Source organism: Vibrio wakamikoensis, from assembly GCF_050337275.1.
GTDB classification, from domain to species: domain Bacteria; phylum Pseudomonadota; class Gammaproteobacteria; order Enterobacterales; family Vibrionaceae; genus Vibrio; species Vibrio chaetopteri.
The window spans coordinates 31,899-49,905 of the sequence record NZ_JAKJST010000033.1 but is presented as its reverse complement, the minus strand read 5'-3'; the positions used below and the strand labels follow the sequence as shown (position 1 = coordinate 49,905).

19 protein-coding genes and 1 pseudogene are annotated in these 18,007 nt (G+C 49.5%); 6 read left to right on the top strand and 14 right to left on the bottom strand.

Features of this window, described 5'->3' with window-relative positions:
* Positions 1 to 5 precede the first annotated feature (5 nt).
* From tatB to L4C42_RS19290, 14 genes and pseudogenes are all read right to left on the bottom strand, one after another.
* On the bottom strand, positions 6 to 410 hold the full coding sequence (gene tatB, locus L4C42_RS19355) for a Sec-independent protein translocase protein TatB (protein ID WP_418641802.1): 405 nt from the start codon (positions 408 to 410) through the stop codon (positions 6 to 8).
* Positions 411 to 413: 3 nt separating this feature from the next.
* On the bottom strand, positions 414 to 665 hold the full coding sequence (gene tatA / locus L4C42_RS19350; protein WP_353497382.1) for a Sec-independent protein translocase subunit TatA: 252 nt from the start codon (positions 663 to 665) through the stop codon (positions 414 to 416).
* 55 nt (positions 666 to 720) lie between these two features.
* Positions 721 to 2,355, bottom strand: a complete 1,635-nt coding sequence (gene ubiB / locus L4C42_RS19345; protein ID WP_353497383.1) for a ubiquinone biosynthesis regulatory protein kinase UbiB — start codon at positions 2,353 to 2,355, stop codon at positions 721 to 723.
* Positions 2,352 to 2,987 (bottom strand): ubiquinone biosynthesis accessory factor UbiJ, encoded by a 636-nt coding sequence (locus tag L4C42_RS19340; RefSeq protein WP_429761631.1) that lies wholly within the window; start codon positions 2,985 to 2,987, stop codon positions 2,352 to 2,354. The genes ubiB and L4C42_RS19340 overlap by 4 nt, the downstream gene beginning before the upstream one ends.
* Before the next feature lie 10 nt (positions 2,988 to 2,997).
* A complete protein-coding gene (ubiE, locus tag L4C42_RS19335) occupies positions 2,998 to 3,780 on the bottom strand; it encodes a bifunctional demethylmenaquinone methyltransferase/2-methoxy-6-polyprenyl-1,4-benzoquinol methylase UbiE (protein WP_429761630.1) in 783 nt (260 codons plus the stop codon).
* A gap of 45 nt (positions 3,781 to 3,825) precedes the next feature.
* Positions 3,826 to 5,157 (bottom strand): annotated as a pseudogene (rmuC, locus tag L4C42_RS19330) (DNA recombination protein RmuC); the annotation flags it as partial.
* Positions 5,158 to 5,407: 250 nt separating this feature from the next.
* Positions 5,408 to 5,839: a flagellar export protein FliJ gene (gene fliJ / locus L4C42_RS19325; RefSeq protein WP_353497387.1), complete on the bottom strand. Its 432-nt coding sequence runs from the start codon at positions 5,837 to 5,839 to the stop codon at positions 5,408 to 5,410.
* 44 nt (positions 5,840 to 5,883) lie between these two features.
* Positions 5,884 to 7,233 (bottom strand): flagellar protein export ATPase FliI, encoded by a 1,350-nt coding sequence (gene fliI / locus L4C42_RS19320; RefSeq protein WP_353497388.1) that lies wholly within the window; start codon positions 7,231 to 7,233, stop codon positions 5,884 to 5,886.
* A complete protein-coding gene (gene fliH / locus L4C42_RS19315; protein WP_353497389.1) occupies positions 7,226 to 7,975 on the bottom strand; it encodes a flagellar assembly protein FliH in 750 nt (249 codons plus the stop codon). The genes fliI and fliH overlap by 8 nt, the downstream gene beginning before the upstream one ends.
* Before the next feature lie 2 nt (positions 7,976 to 7,977).
* Complete coding sequence (locus L4C42_RS19310) at positions 7,978 to 8,994, bottom strand: flagellar motor switch protein FliG (RefSeq protein ID WP_112461401.1); 1,017 nt, start codon at positions 8,992 to 8,994, stop codon at positions 7,978 to 7,980.
* Positions 8,960 to 10,702, bottom strand: a complete 1,743-nt coding sequence (fliF, locus tag L4C42_RS19305) for a flagellar basal-body MS-ring/collar protein FliF (RefSeq protein ID WP_353497390.1) — start codon at positions 10,700 to 10,702, stop codon at positions 8,960 to 8,962. Before fliF ends, L4C42_RS19310 begins: the two co-directional genes overlap by 35 nt.
* Positions 10,703 to 10,705: 3 nt before the next feature.
* Positions 10,706 to 11,062, bottom strand: a complete 357-nt coding sequence (gene fliE, locus L4C42_RS19300; protein ID WP_042502074.1) for a flagellar hook-basal body complex protein FliE — start codon at positions 11,060 to 11,062, stop codon at positions 10,706 to 10,708.
* A 12-nt stretch (positions 11,063 to 11,074) separates the two neighbouring features.
* Complete coding sequence (locus L4C42_RS19295; RefSeq protein WP_418642302.1) at positions 11,075 to 12,412, bottom strand: sigma-54 dependent transcriptional regulator; 1,338 nt, start codon at positions 12,410 to 12,412, stop codon at positions 11,075 to 11,077.
* Between the two features lie 15 nt (positions 12,413 to 12,427).
* Entirely contained in the window at positions 12,428 to 13,243 is an 816-nt protein-coding gene (locus L4C42_RS19290; RefSeq protein ID WP_353497392.1) for a MotY family protein, read from the bottom strand.
* Between the two features lie 571 nt (positions 13,244 to 13,814).
* On the opposite strand from L4C42_RS19290, the gene L4C42_RS19285 reads away from it, so the two are divergent.
* From L4C42_RS19285 to flhB, 6 genes are read left to right on the top strand one after another with little or no spacing between them, the layout of a single operon-like run.
* Positions 13,815 to 14,633, top strand: coding sequence for a FliM/FliN family flagellar motor switch protein (locus L4C42_RS19285; protein WP_353497393.1), 819 nt, complete (start codon positions 13,815 to 13,817; stop codon positions 14,631 to 14,633).
* A complete protein-coding gene (gene fliN, locus L4C42_RS19280; RefSeq protein WP_353497394.1) occupies positions 14,630 to 15,001 on the top strand; it encodes a flagellar motor switch protein FliN in 372 nt (123 codons plus the stop codon). Before L4C42_RS19285 ends, fliN begins: the two co-directional genes overlap by 4 nt.
* A gap of 6 nt (positions 15,002 to 15,007) precedes the next feature.
* Entirely contained in the window at positions 15,008 to 15,796 is a 789-nt protein-coding gene (gene fliP, locus L4C42_RS19275; RefSeq protein ID WP_353497395.1) for a flagellar type III secretion system pore protein FliP, read from the top strand.
* 9 nt (positions 15,797 to 15,805) lie between these two features.
* Positions 15,806 to 16,075, top strand: coding sequence for a flagellar biosynthesis protein FliQ (fliQ, locus tag L4C42_RS19270; RefSeq protein ID WP_112461405.1), 270 nt, complete (start codon positions 15,806 to 15,808; stop codon positions 16,073 to 16,075).
* Positions 16,075 to 16,851, top strand: a complete 777-nt coding sequence (gene fliR / locus L4C42_RS19265; RefSeq protein WP_429761629.1) for a flagellar biosynthetic protein FliR — start codon at positions 16,075 to 16,077, stop codon at positions 16,849 to 16,851. The genes fliQ and fliR overlap by 1 nt, the downstream gene beginning before the upstream one ends.
* A complete protein-coding gene (flhB, locus tag L4C42_RS19260) occupies positions 16,848 to 17,975 on the top strand; it encodes a flagellar biosynthesis protein FlhB (protein WP_353497397.1) in 1,128 nt (375 codons plus the stop codon). Before fliR ends, flhB begins: the two co-directional genes overlap by 4 nt.
* Positions 17,976 to 18,007 lie beyond the last annotated feature (32 nt).

Genomic DNA, 18,007 nt, shown 5'->3' with positions numbered 1-18,007 from the left:
GATGTTCAGCCCTTGTTTAGATCTTTTTCTGGAGACTCATTCTCGGCAGGTTTAGCAGGTTCCGGTTGCACCGTCTCTTGCGGACGGGAATCAGGTTCTGCAGTTGTCACCTTATCACTTGCGTAAGGTCGGGTGACTTCTTTTGCCGCCTGCTTCAATTCTTCTACCGAACTTTTCAGTTCCGGTGAGAGGTCTTCCATGCCCATTTTCTCAGCTTTTCGCAGGTTCTCTTGAAGCTCTTGAACTTTAAGCTCATGCGACAGCTCGTCTTTGACGTTATTCGCCATCGCTTTTGCTGAGCTGATAAAACGAGAAACACTTCGGATAGCCGTTGGTAGGCGCTCTGGTCCCAGAACCACCAAACCAACTACAGAGATGAGTACCAGTTCCCAAAAACCGATATCAAACACGAATTATGCCTGCTCTTTATCTTTCTTTGTTTCAGTAGAAGCGTCTGTTTTCTGTTGCTCAATGTTCTTTGGTTCAAAATCTGCATCTTTGTCGTCAGATTTCTTTGCCGTTTGCTCATCTTCGCTCATGGCTTTCTTAAAGCCTTTTACAGCACCACCTAAGTCGCCGCCAATACCACGCAGTTTCTTGGTTCCAAATAGCAGAATCACAATCACTGCAATGATAAGAAGTTGCCAAATACTAATACCGCCCATTCTTTCTACCTCGGGTCTTGATTAACAAACAAATGATTTAATACGAGTTTATCGCTTAACGCCTGTAAGTACGCCAACTGAACAACCAAAATGTGATACCAGCAACGCCAGATGCAACTGACAGCTGATCGTAAGGTCCTTCAAGTAATATGGCGGAGCATACGATTAAAGTTGCACCAACGCCAAACAAAAATTTACCTGTCCCATGTTGCCGTTTTGTTTCACGGTATCCTTGGTACAAGGTATCCATGCGCTGATTCATAGCTTTACCTTGTTTCAGGCTATCGTACAGCAACTCTGGAAGTTCCGGCAATTTTTCTGCCCAAAACGGCGCACGATCTTTGATACCGTTAATAACTGCCTGCGGTCCAACTTGATTCATCATCCAGTTTTCGAGAAATGGCTTCGCCGTCTCCCATAAGTCTAGCTGCGGATAAAGCTGTCTGCCGAGCCCCTCAACATAGAGCAGAGTCTTCTGCAACAATACCAGCTGTGGCTGCACTTCCATATTGAAGCGGCGAGCAGTATTGAAGAGGTTCAGTAGTACATGACCAAAGGAAATTTCGCACAGTGGCTTAGCAAAAATCGGCTCACACACCATACGAATCGCAAACTCGAACTCGTCGACATTGGTATCGCGTGGCACCCAACCAGAATCCACATGAAGCTCAGCCACTTTACGATAGTCTCGATTAAAGAAAGCTAGGAAGTTCTCAGCTAGGTAGCGCTTGTCGTCGCTATTGAGTGTGCCGACAATACCGCAGTCAAGACCAATCCACAGTGGGTTTTCAGGGTGGTCATAACTAACAAACACGTTGCCAGGGTGCATGTCGGCATGGAAGAAGCTATCGCGAAACACCTGGGTGAAGAAAACGCTCACACCACGCTCCGCCAGTAGCTTCATGTTGGTGCCATTCGCTTCTAGCGTCGGGATATCAGAAACCTGAATACCATAGATGCGTTCAGAGACCATCAAGCTTTCGCTGCTAAAATCTGGCAATACTTCCGGCACATACAACTCTTCGCTGCCTTCGAAATTGCGGCGCAGCTGAATCGCGTTGGCTGCTTCTCGGCGCAGATCGAGCTCATCAAGCAAGGTCTTTTCATACTCACGAACTACCTCGACTGGCTTCAATCTACGAGCATCGGGCAGCGCCTTCGACACGATGCGTGCCATGCGATACATGAGCTTTAGGTCGGCATCGATCACCGGACGAATATCCGGACGAATCACTTTAAGTACGACCTCTTGGCCGGTCGATTTCAGCTTAGCGGTATGTACCTGAGCAATAGACGCAGACGCCAGTGGCTTGATATCAAAATCGTCAAACCAGTTTTCAATCGGACCACCGAGTGCCAACTCCATTTGCGACTTAGCTAGCTCACCATCAAACGGAGAGACTTGGTCTTGCAGCAGAGCCAGTTGGTCGGCGATGTGTGGTGGGAACAGATCGCGACGCGTCGACATCATCTGTCCAAATTTGATCCACACCGGACCGAGTTCTTGCAGCGCCAAACGCAGGCGCTCACCTAACGGCTTTTCTGGATGCTTGTTCTTCATCCAAAACAGCGAACGTCTGACCAGCAGAGGGGCTTTGGTTAATTGATGCGTTGGCATCAGTTCATCAAGGCCATACTCAAGTTGTACCTTGATGATGTGATAAAGGCGCTTTATTTCACTCGGAGTCATACACGCTCCGAGTCGGTATTGTCACTGCCAGCGGCTGCTAGCAGCGCATCAAGGCGAGCATTGAGTCGCTCAGCTTGGCTGCGTACGTCGTCGACATCATCGCAAAAGGCTGCAATCGCCAACGGTGGCGGGGCAATTTTCCACTCTTCGGTGAGCACCTGGCCGAAATGGTCTTGATGCTTTGACGTCTGTGAAGCGATAAAACCAAACAGGTTTTTAACCCCTTGTACTGCAGTGTGCGCAACCACATCACCGGTTACGCGTGACAACCACTCTTCGATATCCGGTTTACAGTCGGTCAGCAATGCTGAGAATTTTTGCGCTAACTGAATATCGCCTTCCAGCTCCAGTTTATCTTGTTTAATAAGCTTGGTGATATTGGCCTGATCTTTAAGCTCAGGCAGCACAGAAAGGTTCAGTGACAGATAACAATCTGACTCACCTTCATAATTAGCCAGCACATCAAGTTGATGACTGAACACAAAGGTCAGTGATTTGTTGAATTCACGCAGGTGAACTTGAATCACCTGGCCTTTAAGGCGAGTGACACGATTGACCAGCGCTTCGTCATCGTTGATCAGCGTATTCAGTGTGGTTTCCACCACCGCGGTCACTAATGGGTCAAATGGCATGACTCAATCCTTAGAATTTGTATCCACGGTGCAGGGCTACAATGCCACCGGTTAGGTTGTAGTATTTGGTGTGTTCAAAGCCCGCCTCTTGCATCATGCCTTCCAGAGTATCTTGGTCTGGGTGCATGCGGATCGATTCCGCAAGATAGCGATAGCTTTCCGCATCATTCGCCACCAACTCGCCCATTTTTGGCAGCAAGTGGAATGAGTACGCGTCATACACTTTTGCCAGTGGCTCAACGATAGGTTTAGAGAACTCCAACACCAATAGACGACCGCCCGGCTTCAATACGCGGAACATCGAACGCAGAGCTTTGTCTTTGTCGGTTACGTTGCGTAGGCAAAAACTGATAGTAATACAGTCGAAGTAATTGTCTGGGAATGGCAGCTCTTCGGCGTTCGCTTGCACGTAATGCACGTTGCCAACGATACCAGTATCACGCAGTTTATCGCGACCGACATTGAGCATTGAGTTGTTAATGTCGGCAAGTACCACATGGCCCTTGTCACCAACAATACGAGAGAACTTTGCGGTCAAATCACCCGTACCGCCACCTAGGTCAAGAATGCGCTGACCCGGTCTTGCACCACTGCAATCAATAGTGAAGCGTTTCCATAAACGGTGGACACCGCCCGACATTAGGTCGTTCATGATGTCGTATTTCGCCGCTACCGAGTGGAACACTTCCGCAACGCGCGTCACTTTTTCTTGTTTCGCGACTGTTTCAAAGCCGAAGTGCGTGGTGTCGTCTTGTTGATTTAGCTGATTCGATTGCACAGTACTTTCCGTCATTATTCTTCCTCTTGGGCAGCGTTACGTCTCTGTCGCCGCAAGCGGTCAGTTTACTTTATCCATGTCTGGTTGTCTTTCCACCAGCGCATCATTTTGTGCGATTTCTGTGAGCGAAGGAGAAATCGAGCGTTTTACCTCAACACCAAGCTGTTTAAAGCTTTCCGCCTGACGAATCGCATTGCCGCGTCCCGTGGCCAACTTATTCATCGCACCTTGGTAACTTTGGTTGGCTTTATCAAGCGCGCCGCCAAGCCCTTCCATGTCATCAACGAACAATCTTAGCTTGTCGTAAAGCTTACTGGCCTTGTCAGCAATGACTTGAGCATTTTGATTTTGTCGGTCGTTGCGCCATAAATTATCAATAGTGCGCAGCGCCACCAGTAAGGTGGTTGGGCTGACAAGAATGATGTTGCTCTCCATTGCTTCTTTCACCAAGTTTGGATCGGCCTGAATCGCAACCTGGAACGCAGGTTCGACTGGGATAAACATAAGTACGTAATCCAGCGAGCGAATGCCTTTGAGCTGATGGTAATCTTTTTGTGACAAGCCACGAATGTGATTACGCAGCGCCAGTAAGTGGTCACTTAGGGCACGAGCGCGCTCAGCATCGGTTTCTGCATTGAAGTAGCGCTCATAGGCCACCAGCACCATTTTCGAATCAATCACCACCTGCTTCTCTTGAGGTAAGTGAACAATCACATCAGGCTGGTAACGCTTGCCAGCTTCATTTTGCAGGCTCACCTGGGTTTGATACTCATGGCCTTCGCGCAATCCCGATTCCGCGAGCACGCGAGCGAGTACTACCTCACCCCAGTTACCTTGTTGTTTGTTGTCCCCTTTCAATGCCTGAGTCAGGTTCATCGCCTCTTTGGTCATCTGGTCATTGAGGCGCTGCAAGTTCTTAAGTTCGTGCACTAAGGTATGACGCTCTTTGGCTTCTTGGCTAAAACTGTCATTGACCTGCTTCTTAAAGCCTTCAAGCTGCTCTTTGAGAGGCGTTAAAATCCCTTCCAAGCTCTGACGGTTTTGCACGTCGACTTTGGCGGTTTTGGCTTCAAATACCTGATTGGCGAGGCGTTCAAACTGCTCCTTTAGGCGCAGTTCTGATTGCTGCAATAGTTCGAGCTTTTCACTGTCAGAGCGCTGCTGCTGTTGATAAGTGGCAAGCTGCTCACGCAATTGGGCTTCCGATTGGGCGCGCTGCTGCTTCACTTGCTCAAGTTCGCTGGCGTATTGCTGACGCTCTTGCTTCACGGCATCGAAATAGCGCAGCTTCTCCATCGCGGCCATGACCTTGCCATGGGCTTGCTTGAGTTCAAATGCCGACTTATCTCGCTCATCATCAAGCTCATCAAGCTCTTGTTTTGCTTCTTTTAATTCGGTTCTAAGACGCTCAATTTGCTGCTCTAGCGCTGAGGCTTCTAACTCAGCCTTGTGCTCTGCCAAAGCTTGCAACTGACGAGATTTAAAATGCAGTACTGCGGCGGCGGAAAAACCGACCACTGAGCCTAGTGAAGTGATTGAAAGTAGGAGGGTTTGATTATCAATAATCCATTGCATGCTTTGCTTGCCATCAGCCGAAACTCTTAAGCTAATGGTAATTTATACTGGATAAATGTCCAGATATTTACAGGTCGCGACGCTTGAAACGGGCGTTGATAATATCTTCGATAAGCTTTTGCTCACGCTTAGCTTTTTCGTAATTCTGTTTTTTGTTCCAGCGCTCTAGCACCTGCTCTAAGCCTTGCACTCGTGCTGCTTTTTGCTGCAGTTGTTTTTGAACTGACTGACACTGAGCTTCCATCACGGCCTGCTCTTGCTGATGATGAAGCAGCATTTTTTGCAGCATTTGATCAGCCAGGTTGAGGTTCATCAGCCCCACACTGCAGGTTTTGGTCGCCCCTTGGAAGTTGCGTGCTTTTAGCTCGGATAATGCTGCGAGCTGTTGGCTTAGCTGCTCACTTTGATGGCGCATCGACTCTAGCTGAGCCCCAATTTGATCACGTCTTAGCTCTTCCACTTGGGTCATTTTACCGACGGCGCGAATTTTACTTTCCATTCTTCCCTTCCCTACGTTGCTATTCCCTCAACGAACTATTCCAATCAAGCACTCGGCTGAGCCTGAAACAGCGTCGCGAGCTCAGTCAAACTACTGGTAAGGTTCACCGCTTCGTTAGCGTCTTGTAGTAAATAGCCTTTGAGCTGAGGATGCATCGCCACCGCACGGTCAAGTTCGGGGTCTTGCCCTGGCTGATAACCGCCAAGGGGCAGAAGCTCTTTGACCTGCAAGTAGCTCGAGTAAAGCTGCCTGAATTGATTGGCAATAGTCGAATGCGCCTGCGGGGTACACCCCGACATACAGCGGCTTATCGAGGCGTTAATATCAATCGCTGGATAGTGGCCTTGCTCCGCCAGTTGACGAGAAAGCACCACATGGCCATCAAGGATAGCTCGCGCCGAATCGACCACAGGATCTTGCTGGTCGTCACCCTCTGCCAACACAGTATAGATAGCGGTTAAACTGCCATCAGGGTGCTCACTGTTACCGGAACGCTCCAACAATTGTGGCAAGACACTGAATACCGAGGGCGGATACCCTCGAGAAGCTGGCGGCTCGCCCAATGCTAAGGCGATTTCACGCTGCGCCATGGCATAGCGGGTTAGTGAATCCATCAACAGCAACACGTCGTTGCCTTTGTCTCGAAAATACTCGGCCACACGATGGCAAAGAAGGGTCGCACGTAACCGCATTAGCGGCGATTCATCGGCAGGGGCTGCAATGATGATTGCTTTGCGGCGCATCTCTTCGGTGAGATTGCGCTCAATAAATTCGCGCACCTCACGGCCACGCTCACCAATAAGTCCAACCACAATCACGTCCGCTTCGGTGTTTTGGGTGATCATCCCCATCAGGACACTTTTACCGACGCCACTGCCCGCCATCAAACCGATGCGCTGACCTTTACCCACTGTTAGCAAACCATTAATGGCGCGCACGCCGACATCGAGCGGCGTATCCACCGGACGTCTTTTAAGTGGGTTGATCGGATTCGGCTCTAACGACACTCGCTCGCCGCCTTTGAGTTTCACGCCATCATCAAGCGCTTCACCCAATCCATTCACCACTCGGCCTAACCAGTGATTGCCCAGATTGACAGAGCTATCACCATCGAGCGGCACCACTTTGGCACCAGCAAACAGCCCGCCCAGTCTGCGCACAGGCATAAGATAAGCAATATTGTGGTCAAAACCCACTACTTGGGCTTCAATCATATCGCCTTCGTCAGTTTCTACCAAGCAGCGCTGCTCGAGCTTAAATCGACAGCCGACCGCTTGTAGCATCAGGCCATTCACTTTTACCAAACGCCCGGTCACTCGCGCTACGGGAATCGTGCTCAGCGAGGCAATCGCATCGTGCAAGCGGTCGTTCAGAAGCGGCGAGACGTTAGACATCGCGTTCCTCAGCGTCATTGGCAATCACTTCATCTAGTAGATGCTCTTTTACGGCATCCATGCAGGTCTCTAAGCGCGAGTCGCAGCTAGCATCGGCTTCTGCCTCATCGGTGACCAGATGACAGCCACCGACAGGAAGCTCAGCTTTCGCAACCAGCTTCCAACCCGCGGCAAGTTCTGGATTGATATCGGTAATACGCTCTAGGTCTTGAGGGTTTAGGAACACAGTGACCTTTTCCGATTTACCCGGCATCGCTTCAAGCGTTTCATCGACTAGGGCAAGAATTTGTTGTGGCATCAGAGTCAGTTCAGCACGAATCACTTGCTGGGCTACCTTTTGCACCAACTCACAAATCACATGCCGTTGCTGCTGCTCTTTCTCTTCCTGCCAGCGCGAGAGCGCCACGTAAATATCGTTGACCGGTTTGACGGCGTCCAAGTAGGTCTGCTTACCGGCTTGCTCACCTGAGACAAAGCCTTGCTGAAAGCCTTCTTTTTGGCCTTCGGTCATCCCTTGCTGCTTGCCTTGCTCAACGCCTTGGTTAAACCCTTCGCGATGACCGCGTTCAAGGCCTTGCTGAAAACCTTCTTCCAGACGCTGCTGAATATCCATTTGCGTCGGTGCGTCATCCCAGTTGAGATCCGCTGCCAGTTCTTCACTGGCAGAAGGCTGGGCAACAGGCGGAAAGCGGTGCTGACGATAGCCTGTTGCTGGCAATGTGAATACTTTGCTGCGCGTCATGATTACTCCACCGTCTGCTCTTGATACAGAGTGAGTTCAATCTCACCAGCTTCCGACATCTCTTTGATGATTTGCATGATCTCATTGCGGGCACGCTCCACCGTGCTCAGCGGTACGGCGCCGCGCAGTTGCATGTCATCTTCTAGCGCTTTGACCATACGCTGCGGCATCGAGGCTTTGATCGCTTGCTGCAAGGTAATTTCCGCGCCTTTCAGTGCGACAGACCATAGCTCAACAGGCACCTGTTGTACCAAGGCATCCATGGTGTCTTCACGCTGTCTGCCAAGCACCATAAAGTCGAACATGTTCTCTTCAATTTCGCTCACCACTTTCTCATCATGCAGCTTGAGCATTTCCATCAACATCGCGCGGTCGCCAGAGAAGCGGTTAATGATATCGGCCACCTGCTTCACGCCAGACATAGGCGCACTTTGACTCACCGAGACTTGCTCGATGCAGCGCTCAATCAGCTCATTCAGATCGCCCACCACTTGGTGGTCAATATCTTGCAATGTGGCAATGCGATACAGCAGCTCATCATGGTAGTCCGATGGCAAATGGTTCAGTACTTGCGATGAGGTTTCTGGTGGCAAGTAAGCTAAGAAAATCGCCTGCATTTGTGGGTGTTCGCTGGCAACAAAGCGCGCCAGTACTTCAGCTTCAACCCATTGCAGCCTCTGCATGTTGTTGCGAATTTCATCGCCGTATAGGTTATTCAGAAGGCCTTTAGCCAAATCGTTACCCAGAGCTTTGCGCAGCGTATTCGACAGATACTCTTTTGATGCGCCGCGAATGCCACTGTGTTGCCTAAAGTCGTCAAAGAAGTGCTGAATAACATTTTTCGCACTGTCACTCTTGATGCCACTGAGCTTTGCCATGGCTTTAGTGACGCGCTGAGTTTCATCACGAGAGAAGTGACGCAATACCTGTGCGGCGGCATCTTCTCCCATGCCGAGCAGCACCAATGCCGTGCGTTCGACGTGACTAAGCGTTGCTGGCGTTGACTGTGCTGTTTTCATTGACGTTTACCCATTGTTTAAGGACTTCGGCCACGCGCTCCGGCTCTTCGGTCGCGATAAGTTGTAGATGTTTCAATTGCAGTTCAAGCGGTGATCCCGGCGGTGGCAACATATCGCTGCTCGCATCAAGTCCGGACGATGTCGACTCAATTCCGCGCTCCGTTAGCTTGCGGTTGAGACGTTCTTCGCGCTCACGCTCTTCGCGAGTTTGAATGTTTTCTTGGTACTCTTCTTCTTGAGGCTCCGCAAACTCCAGTTCATGCCCACGTCTGTCTGCACCGGTTAAATGCATGATCAGTGGACGCAGCACAAAGAAGATCATTGCCATGCCAAGCATGCCGCCAATCACGTAGCGCAGTGGCTGCTGAACCGTCGGATCTTGCCACCAAGGCATCGCTGGCGGCGCTTCAATCTCGATTGGCGTGAAATTAAAGCTCATCAAACTCAAACTATCGCCACGCTCGGTAGAGATGCCCACTGCATCGGTGATCATGGTAGAAATTTGTGCACGCTCTGCCGGTGTCCAGGCTGTGCCATTTGGCGCCGCGGTCTCGTTAAGTAGAACAGAAACACTTAACTTATCGATTTGACCTTGTTGGTACTGAGTGCGACGAACGCTACTACCGACCGCATACTGACGATTCAGCTCACTACGTGCGTTGGTATTTTGACTGTCGTTGGTTGGCACTTCACCCGTGACTGGCGGTTGGTTACTCAAAGAGCCAGGGATACCGAGAGCAATCTTATCAACCGTGTTATTCTGAATGCTGTGCTCGTTACGTACCACCGGGTTGGAATCGAGAATTTCTTGAGTCTCTTCAACTTGACTGAAGTCCATATCCGCCGCCACTTGGACACGGAAGTTACTTGGCCCGACAATCGGCGTTAACATGTCCGCCGCGCGCTGGATGATCTGCTTCTCAACGTTCTTTTGATACTCCAGATATTTCGCATTCACCTTACCGGTTGCCGCCGAAGCAACATCAGCACTGAGCAAGCGGCCGTATTGGTCGATAACCGATACCGATTCAGACTTCATCCCAGTGACACTGCCCACCACCAAATTGATGATCGCTTCCACTTGATCCGGCTTGAGATCTTCACCCGGTTTTAGCTCAATCATCACCGACGCCGAAGGATCTTCACCTTGCTGGCGCACAAACAGGGTTTGTCTTGGAATGGCTAAATGCACACGAGCATTGGAGATGGCATTAAGAGAGATAATAGTTCGAACCAACTCCCCTTCCAAACCATGACGATAGCGCGCGTTTTCCATAAATTGGCTGGTACCGAGTGAGCTGTCTTCCTTAAGAGAGTCCAGACCTGTTGGCAACTGAGCTTTAACGCCTTTCGCTGCAAGTAGCATGCGAATCTTGGCAACTTGCCCTTCGGCAACAAGCACTTGGCCGTTTTGCTCTTGAAGACGATAAGCGATACCTTCCGACTCCAACACCGAGACAATTTCGCCAATATCAAAACGCTCTTGCTGGCTATACAGCGGACGATAGCTTTGCGATGAACTCCATAACGCGACGACAATGATCGCCGCAACAATCGCTGCCAACACAGCAGACAATACAAGGTTGCGCTGCGAGCTTGACCACAGTTTTTTCAGTCTGGCTTGAACATCATCTGTTTTGGATGCCGACTTAGGCGCGACATCAATAGAGCCCGGCATGGTCGCCGTTTGAGGGGCTAATTCAGACATAGGTTACACCGGCATCTTCATGACATCTTCAAATGACGCCACAACCTTGTTGCGAACCTGCATCAGTGCCGAGAACGACAAGCTGGCTTTTTGACTGGCGATCATCGCGCCCACCAAGTCATCACTTTGACCCGTTTCCACCGCCGTCATTTTCTTCGACGCTAGCGATTGGTGCTCATTGACCATATCCAAAACGTTTTTCATCGCACCAGAAAATGCCAACGGTTGATTGACCTTTTGAGTGTCCATTGGATTGTTGGTCACCATAAAGTCCGGTTGAACTTGCTGCTGCATCGCTTGCATCTTGGTCAGCATCAACTGCTCTGCAGATACGGCATTATTGATAGGTTGCATCGCCATCTAATTTCTCCTTTATGCAGCCGAGCCGATGGCTGACTGTAAATCAATTCCTTGCTCGCGCATCGCGGCTAGCTTGTAGCGCAGTGCACGTGTGGTTACCCCAAGCGCATCCGCCGTTTTAGTGCGGTTACCGCCAAATTGGCGCAACTTTTCGAGAATAAACTGGAACTCGGCCTGCTTTTTCACTTCCACATGCCCCATACCTTGTTTTCCCATCCCTTGATGGATAGCGACGCTCGCCGTTGGCAGTTCGACTGGCAGCATCAAATCGTGCGCAGTAATGTAGTCGCCGTGGCGCATGACTAAGGCGCGCTGAATGACATTTTCAAGCTCACGGATATTACCTGGCCAGTGGTAGTGACACAGCGCTTGCTCGGCATCCGCCGATAAATGGCAATTGCTATGCTCTTTGTATTTGTTGATGAAGAATTGGCTGATCGGCAAGATGTCTTCTTTGCGATCACGCAGTGGTGGCCAGTGCAGTGGCAGCACATCTAAGCGGTAATAGAGATCTTCTCGGAATTGACCTTTGCGCACTTCCTCACGCAGGTCTTTGTTAGTCGCGGCAATCACACGAATATCTAAAGCGATCGCTTTGTGGCTACCGACACGCTCAACCTCGCGCTCTTGAAGCACACGCAGTAACTTAGCTTGTACAGCTGGTGACATTTCACCAATTTCATCGAGCAAGATAGTGCCTCCGTTGGCCTCTTCAAACTTACCCGACTGAGAGCCTGTCGCTCCGGTAAAGGCACCTTTAACGTGACCAAACAGCACCGCTTCTAGCATCGATTCTGGGATCGCCGCGCAGTTCACTGCTACAAAAGGCTGATTGCTGCGCGGAGATTGATCGTGAACATAGCGAGCCAATACTTCTTTACCGGTACCCGACTCTCCAGTGACCAATACACTAGCACTAGTACAAGCGGCACGATGCGCCAGTTGTAGTACTTGTTTACTGCGCCATGATTCCGCCACGATGTTAGCCATCGGTTTTTCCAGCGCTTCCACGCGCTGAATAAGACTAAGCAGCTGCGCGCCTTCAAATGGACGTAATAGGTAATCCGTCGCACCCGCTTTCATCGCTTCCGCAGCCAAAATCCCTTGGTCTTGTTCAACAATGGCAATCGCTACACCCGGATTGGACTTACGTTGATGACAAGCGATCCATTCACGAACACTCATGTCCGGCAGCGCCGAGCTGATTAAGCTGATGGTGGCTTTATCCTGGAGCAGTGCCGCACGGCCTGTTTTCACATGCGTCACACTAAAGCCCTGCTCTGTAAGCAAGTCGATTATTGGCGCGGCATTGATGTCGCAAGGCTCAACGAAGAGAATATCCTTATGCATTAGCTGAGTTGGCATTTATTGCACCTCTGTCTTCTGATCCATTGAAGACGCTGATTGTGAAGAATCGTGTCTGACTACGCGCACAGTAACGCGGCGGTTTTTCGCTTGGCCAAATTCGGTATCGTTGGTGCTCACTGGATAACGAGCTCCATGAGCACGGACTTCGATAAGCGACTTTGGTGCGCCAAGCTCCATCAAAGTGCTGGCCACATCATCAGCTCGCACACGAGACATCTGTAAATTACTAGTGGTACTGCCTACGTTGTCGGTATGCCCATCGACCAACACTTTAGACACGCTCTGATCGGCAGTGAGATAGCTCACCAGAGATTCCAAGGTACGACGTTGTTCGCTCGATACCACACGCTGACCAAATTCAAAGTTCAGCACCACGTCGCGTGCTTGCTGATAGCTCATTTCTGGTAAGGCAATCCGGCAGGCGTTGAATCGAATAAACGCAGACTCAATGCGAGTCGATGGCAATACGTAAGCGTCACTGTGCGTTTGCGCACCCGACATGGCACTGACTCGAACCCAAGCACCTTTGCTCACTGCACCGAGTAGCGATTCAATACCAACATCGAAAATCGCATAGCCCTTGGTGGTTTTTGCCGCTCTATCGACCATGCTGTGTTGTGCCGGAGTTTGCCAAGGCGCAGTCAGCTGAAATAGTTCGGCTTGTTGAATAGGTTTATTAGGTAAATACAGAACAGCGGAAAGCGGATTATTTGGTTCCGCGTGGAAGTAAAACTTCCCCATATTATTTGGCAACTGATGTTCAAGTTGGCACTCAAATTCACCGTCTTTGGACTGCCAATTAACCAAATCCATAGGTATATTAACGTCAGCGCCAAATGCGAGGTTAGTCCCAAAAACAAAGCTGCTAGAAACAAGTAGCACAAACAATTTATTAACAACTTTAGTTTGAAAGTGTATTTTACAGTCCCTTGACTCAGTAAAACTAGCCAATAATAAAGAGAGCCTATTCTTCCCTGCCCGAGAATTCATATTGCCACCCATCTAATGTTTATGTTGCTGACATATACAAACCTAGTGTCATATAAGCCACATCGCTTGAACGCCATCAGCCAAGTGCTTATAAAACATAAATTTAGGTAAATTACTCATTCTGACACTGATAGCCTACGCGGTACGTAGGCTATTTACCTGGCGTATTAAACGCCTAGATATAATTATTATGCGATTAAGCTACCTGCATTTATTTTATATTTAAAGATGGTTTATTAAGTGATAACAAACATATGAACCAAGTTCACATATTTACATTCAAAGGCTAAAAACAACTAAAAAAACCAGAGTAGACTGACGAAAAATGACATTGTTAACGCCAATTAGCGTGTCATTTACAACAGGTAAATCAGTCAAGAGATTTAAGATGAATATGGATGAACAAATTGTAACCGAACCAGATTCTGTTCAAGCACTAAATGTTGAATTATTAGGCAAGCCTATTCATATCATCAAAAATAAGCTTGAGTCGATTATTAATAGCTCACAGCAATATTTAACCAATGAGCTTCAAGCTTGGTTAAAAACGCCTAACATTCATGTCGAACTGACTGACATTCAGCTCAGTACGCTAGGTGCAAATCTACTTGATAGCCGCAACTGCGCAGCGCAAAAGCACGCCAATCAAGGCGCGTTGTATGTCTCTGTTGAGCCTATGATGCTCATGAGACTCTCCGATGAATTCTACGGTGCAGGCATCGAGCGCAGTCAAGCTGAGCTCACCAACAGCGATGTTCGTTTGCTGCAACGCATTAGCAAACATGTAGCGAACTGGATTGCCCCAAATGACACTTGGCAAACGCAAGAACTCGAAACCCTAACTGGGATTGGCATTGTCGCCACCCTCACTATTCAAATGCAAAATAAGCAGGCGCCCCTAACCATGGTGTTGGATAGCGATCTGATTCAGACCTTGGTCAGCGAACTTGAGCTTACGGCCAACCCAGAGCTTGCCAGCGAATTTTGTCAGGCACTGCACACCACGCCAGTCAAACTGAATGTGCAGCTTAGCAAGAATGTCATGCCACTGACTCAGGTACTCGATCTCAAGCCAGACGACATTCTACCCATCGAATTACTTAACCACGCCCCAGTTAACATCGGCAAACAAACGCTGTTTACGGGTCGAGTCGCCGAACAAGACGGCCAACTGGTACTGATTTTAAACGAAGATAAGGAAACCCACCGATGAGCGAATCGCTAGATCAGACGGCTTTCGATAGCAACGATTTACAGTTCGATGATTTTGAACTGGAAGATTTCGATACCGATACGCCAGTTGCTGCCGCGCCGAACACCGCGACACGCAATCTGGATTTTTTCAAAAACATTCCTGTTACCGTGACGCTGGAAGTCGCCAGCAAAGAGGTTGCCCTTGGCGATCTCATGACTGCAGGAGAAGGCAGCATTATTGAGTTAGATAAACTTAACGGTGAACCACTGGATGTGAAAGTGAACGGCTCCCTAATGGGACATGCTGAAGTTGTGGTCGTCAATGATAAGTACGGTCTACGTCTTATCGACGTGGTGGAATCGGCTCTCACCTCCATGGGTAAGTAGCCTAGCATGTTGAGTTTACGCACTCAGACAATTCCTACGTCAAGATGGCGCGCACTCGCCTCGATCTTTGTGATTGGCGTGCTGCTATTGGTCAGCAGCCAGCCTGCCTGGGCTGAGAATGGACTGACTTTTTTGACCGTCAACGATGGTCAGTCGGAGCAAGAGTACAGCGTTAAGCTGCAAATTTTGCTGCTAATGACAGCACTGAGCTTTCTGCCAGCATTCTTGCTGATGGCCACCAGCTTCACGCGCATCATTGTTGTGTTGGCCATCTTGCGTCAGGCTCTCGGCTTACAGCAAAGCCCGCCCAACCGAGTGCTGATTGGTATTGCCCTGTGTTTGAGTATTCTCATCATGCGACCTGTCTGGAGCGATGTGTATGAGAATGCGTTTTTGCCCTACGACCAGGGTGAAATCACTTTGATGCAAGCGTTCTCAACCGCAGAAAAGCCGGTTCGTCACTTTATGTTGGCGCAGACCCAGCGCAACTCGCTTGAACAAATGTTGCGCATTGCCAATGAACCCGTTGACTCTAATGTTGAAGAAATCTCGTTTGCGATAGTGCTCCCCGCGTTTGTTATCAGTGAGCTAAAAACCGCGTTTCAAATTGGCTTTATGCTGTTTATTCCTTTTTTGATCATCGACTTAGTCGTGGCCAGCGTGTTGATGGCCATGGGTATGATGATGCTGTCGCCGCTGATTGTATCACTGCCATTTAAATTGGTGGTGTTCGTATTGGTCGATGGCTGGGCGATGACGGTAGGCACACTGTCTGCCAGTTTTAGTACCGGGTAAGGACACGCTATGACCCCAGAAATGACCGTCGCGCTGTTCTCTAACGCCGTTTGGCTCATCATCACTATGGTGATGGTACTCGTGGTACCCGGACTCTTGGTTGGTTTAGTGATTGCGGTGTTTCAGGCTGCAACACAGATCCAAGAACAAACATTAAGTTTTCTCCCTAAGCTTTTAGCTACTTTGCTGATGGTGATCTTCGCCGGTCACTGGATGCTTCGAAAGCTGATGGAATTATTCGACTACTTGTTCCACAACATTCCAGGGATGATTGGTTGATGCCAATTACGTTCGCCGAAATTTCACAATGGCTCGGCCAATTATGGTGGCCCTTTTTCAGGATTGGGGCTGCTTTTTTGGCCATGCCATTTTTCGGCGACGCGTTAATTCCGGTATGGGTACGAGCGCTGCTCGCCCTATCGATAGTGGTGATCACCGCACCACTGATGCCAGCGATGCCTGCTGTCGACTTATTCTCGATGACGTCGCTGTTTCTCGCCTTTGAGCAAGCCATGTGGGGCGTGTTCTTTGGCCTTATCCTGCACCTATTTTTCAATATCTTCACCATGCTGGGACAGATAGTGTCACTGCAAATGGGTCTCGGTATGGCCATCATGAACGATCCGGTCAATGGCCTATCGGTCGCCATTCTCGGTCGCATCTTTTTGCTTCTATGTACCTTGCTGTTTTTGGCGCTCGAAGGCCATCTTCTGGTGATCGACATTCTGGTGCAAAGCTTTGTCATTTGGCCGGTAGGTTCCGGATTATCGGTGTTCTCACTTGATAGCTTGGTCTCGCTGTTTGGCTGGATGTTCGCATCTGCATTGGCACTGGCGCTGCCGGCGATTGTGTCTATGCTGCTTGCCAACATCAGTTTTGGTGTCATGAACCGCGCCGCGCCTAGTTTGAACGTCTACGCGCTTGGTTTTCCCATGACCATGTTACTGGGTCTATTTAGTATTTTGATCACGGTGAGCGGTATCCCAAGTCGCTATACCGCGCTGGTGCACAAGACGCTGTCTTACCTCAACCTGTTTATGGTGGGCGGCGCATGAGTGAGCAATCGAGCCAGGACAAAACCGAGAAAGCCTCGCCCCAGAAAGTCAAAAAGGCGAGGCAAGAAGGCCAAATACCCCGCGCCAAAGAGTTCACCACTGCGGTGCTATTTTTGATTGTGGCGATGTTTTTCTACAGCCAACTGCCTTGGATTTGGGAGCACATCTCTGGGGTGTTTCACTTCAATATGTCGCTAACACGCCACGATTTAGAAAACCCACAACAAATGCTCGAGCAGCTTGGACAAAGTCTGGCGATCATCATTGAGCTGTTGCTACCGCTGTTTGCCGTCATCATCATTGCCTCCGTTGGCAGCAGTTTGATTTTGGGCGGCTGGATGTTTCGACCAGCCAATATTCAGCCAAAGCTGAGTAAGCTCAACCCACTGTCAGGCATCAAGCGCATGTTCTCTTCGCGCTCAGTGGTTGAGCTCATTAAATCCTCACTCAAAGTCGCGGTGATTTTTGCCCTGCTTTATACCTATCTCGACAGCAATTTTTCGCAGCTGCTTGGGATGCAAAAGCTGACGTTAAATCAGGGCATTACCCTAGTCATGACTATCTTGTTTGAAGGCTTGCTCCTGATGGGCGTAGCCCTGCTGATTTTTGGGGTAATTGATATTCCCTACCAGCGTTACGAGCACCTAAAGCAGCTCAAAATGACCAAACAAGAGCTCAAAGAAGAATATAAGAACAACGAAGGTCGACCAGAGGTCAAACAGCGTATTCGCCAAATCCAGCAACAGTTCGCTCGTCGCAAAATCGACCAAGCGGTACCGAAAGCCGATGTGGTGATCACCAACCCGACTCACTACGCGGTCGCTCTCAAATACGACAATGATTTATCAGAAGCGCCATTTGTGGTCGCCAAAGGCATCGATGAAACCGCAATGCACATTCAGCGCATTGCCAGAGAAAACAATGTGGAGGTACTTAACTCACCGCCACTCACTCGTGCCATTTACCATACCACTGCGATAGAGCAAGCCATACCCAGCCAGCTCTATATCGCCGTGGCGCACATACTGACTTACGTCATGCAGCTCAAAGCATTTCGTCGCGGCAGCGGTAAAAAACCGATGCCGCTACCGTCGTTTACTATCCCTAAGCACTTGCAGCATTAACCTGCTTAGCGCGCTCGAAACAACAAAGGAAC

Excerpts from the sequence above, each read along its gene's own strand:
- tatA (WP_353497382.1), bottom strand. The coding sequence starts at position 665 with ATGGGCGGTATTAGTATTTGGCAACTTCTTATCATTGCAGTGATTGTG.
- ubiB (WP_353497383.1), bottom strand. The coding sequence starts at position 2,355 with ATGACTCCGAGTGAAATAAAGCGCCTTTATCACATCATCAAGGTACAA.
- L4C42_RS19340 (WP_429761631.1), bottom strand. The coding sequence starts at position 2,987 with ATGCCATTTGACCCATTAGTGACCGCGGTGGTGGAAACCACACTGAAT.
- ubiE (WP_429761630.1), bottom strand. The coding sequence starts at position 3,780 with ATGACGGAAAGTACTGTGCAATCGAATCAGCTAAATCAACAAGACGAC.
- fliJ (WP_353497387.1), bottom strand. The coding sequence starts at position 5,839 with ATGGAAAGTAAAATTCGCGCCGTCGGTAAAATGACCCAAGTGGAAGAG.
- fliI (WP_353497388.1), bottom strand. The coding sequence starts at position 7,233 with ATGTCTAACGTCTCGCCGCTTCTGAACGACCGCTTGCACGATGCGATT.
- fliH (WP_353497389.1), bottom strand. The coding sequence starts at position 7,975 with ATGACGCGCAGCAAAGTATTCACATTGCCAGCAACAGGCTATCGTCAG.
- L4C42_RS19310 (WP_112461401.1), bottom strand. The coding sequence starts at position 8,994 with ATGAAAACAGCACAGTCAACGCCAGCAACGCTTAGTCACGTCGAACGC.
- fliF (WP_353497390.1), bottom strand. The coding sequence starts at position 10,702 with ATGTCTGAATTAGCCCCTCAAACGGCGACCATGCCGGGCTCTATTGAT.
- fliE (WP_042502074.1), bottom strand. The coding sequence starts at position 11,062 with ATGGCGATGCAACCTATCAATAATGCCGTATCTGCAGAGCAGTTGATG.
- L4C42_RS19295 (WP_418642302.1), bottom strand. The coding sequence starts at position 12,412 with ATGCATAAGGATATTCTCTTCGTTGAGCCTTGCGACATCAATGCCGCG.
- L4C42_RS19290 (WP_353497392.1), bottom strand. The coding sequence starts at position 13,243 with ATGGATTTGGTTAATTGGCAGTCCAAAGACGGTGAATTTGAGTGCCAA.
- L4C42_RS19285 (WP_353497393.1), top strand. The coding sequence starts at position 13,815 with ATGGATGAACAAATTGTAACCGAACCAGATTCTGTTCAAGCACTAAAT.
- fliN (WP_353497394.1), top strand. The coding sequence starts at position 14,630 with ATGAGCGAATCGCTAGATCAGACGGCTTTCGATAGCAACGATTTACAG.
- fliP (WP_353497395.1), top strand. The coding sequence starts at position 15,008 with ATGTTGAGTTTACGCACTCAGACAATTCCTACGTCAAGATGGCGCGCA.
- fliQ (WP_112461405.1), top strand. The coding sequence starts at position 15,806 with ATGACCCCAGAAATGACCGTCGCGCTGTTCTCTAACGCCGTTTGGCTC.
- fliR (WP_429761629.1), top strand. The coding sequence starts at position 16,075 with ATGCCAATTACGTTCGCCGAAATTTCACAATGGCTCGGCCAATTATGG.
- flhB (WP_353497397.1), top strand. The coding sequence starts at position 16,848 with ATGAGTGAGCAATCGAGCCAGGACAAAACCGAGAAAGCCTCGCCCCAG.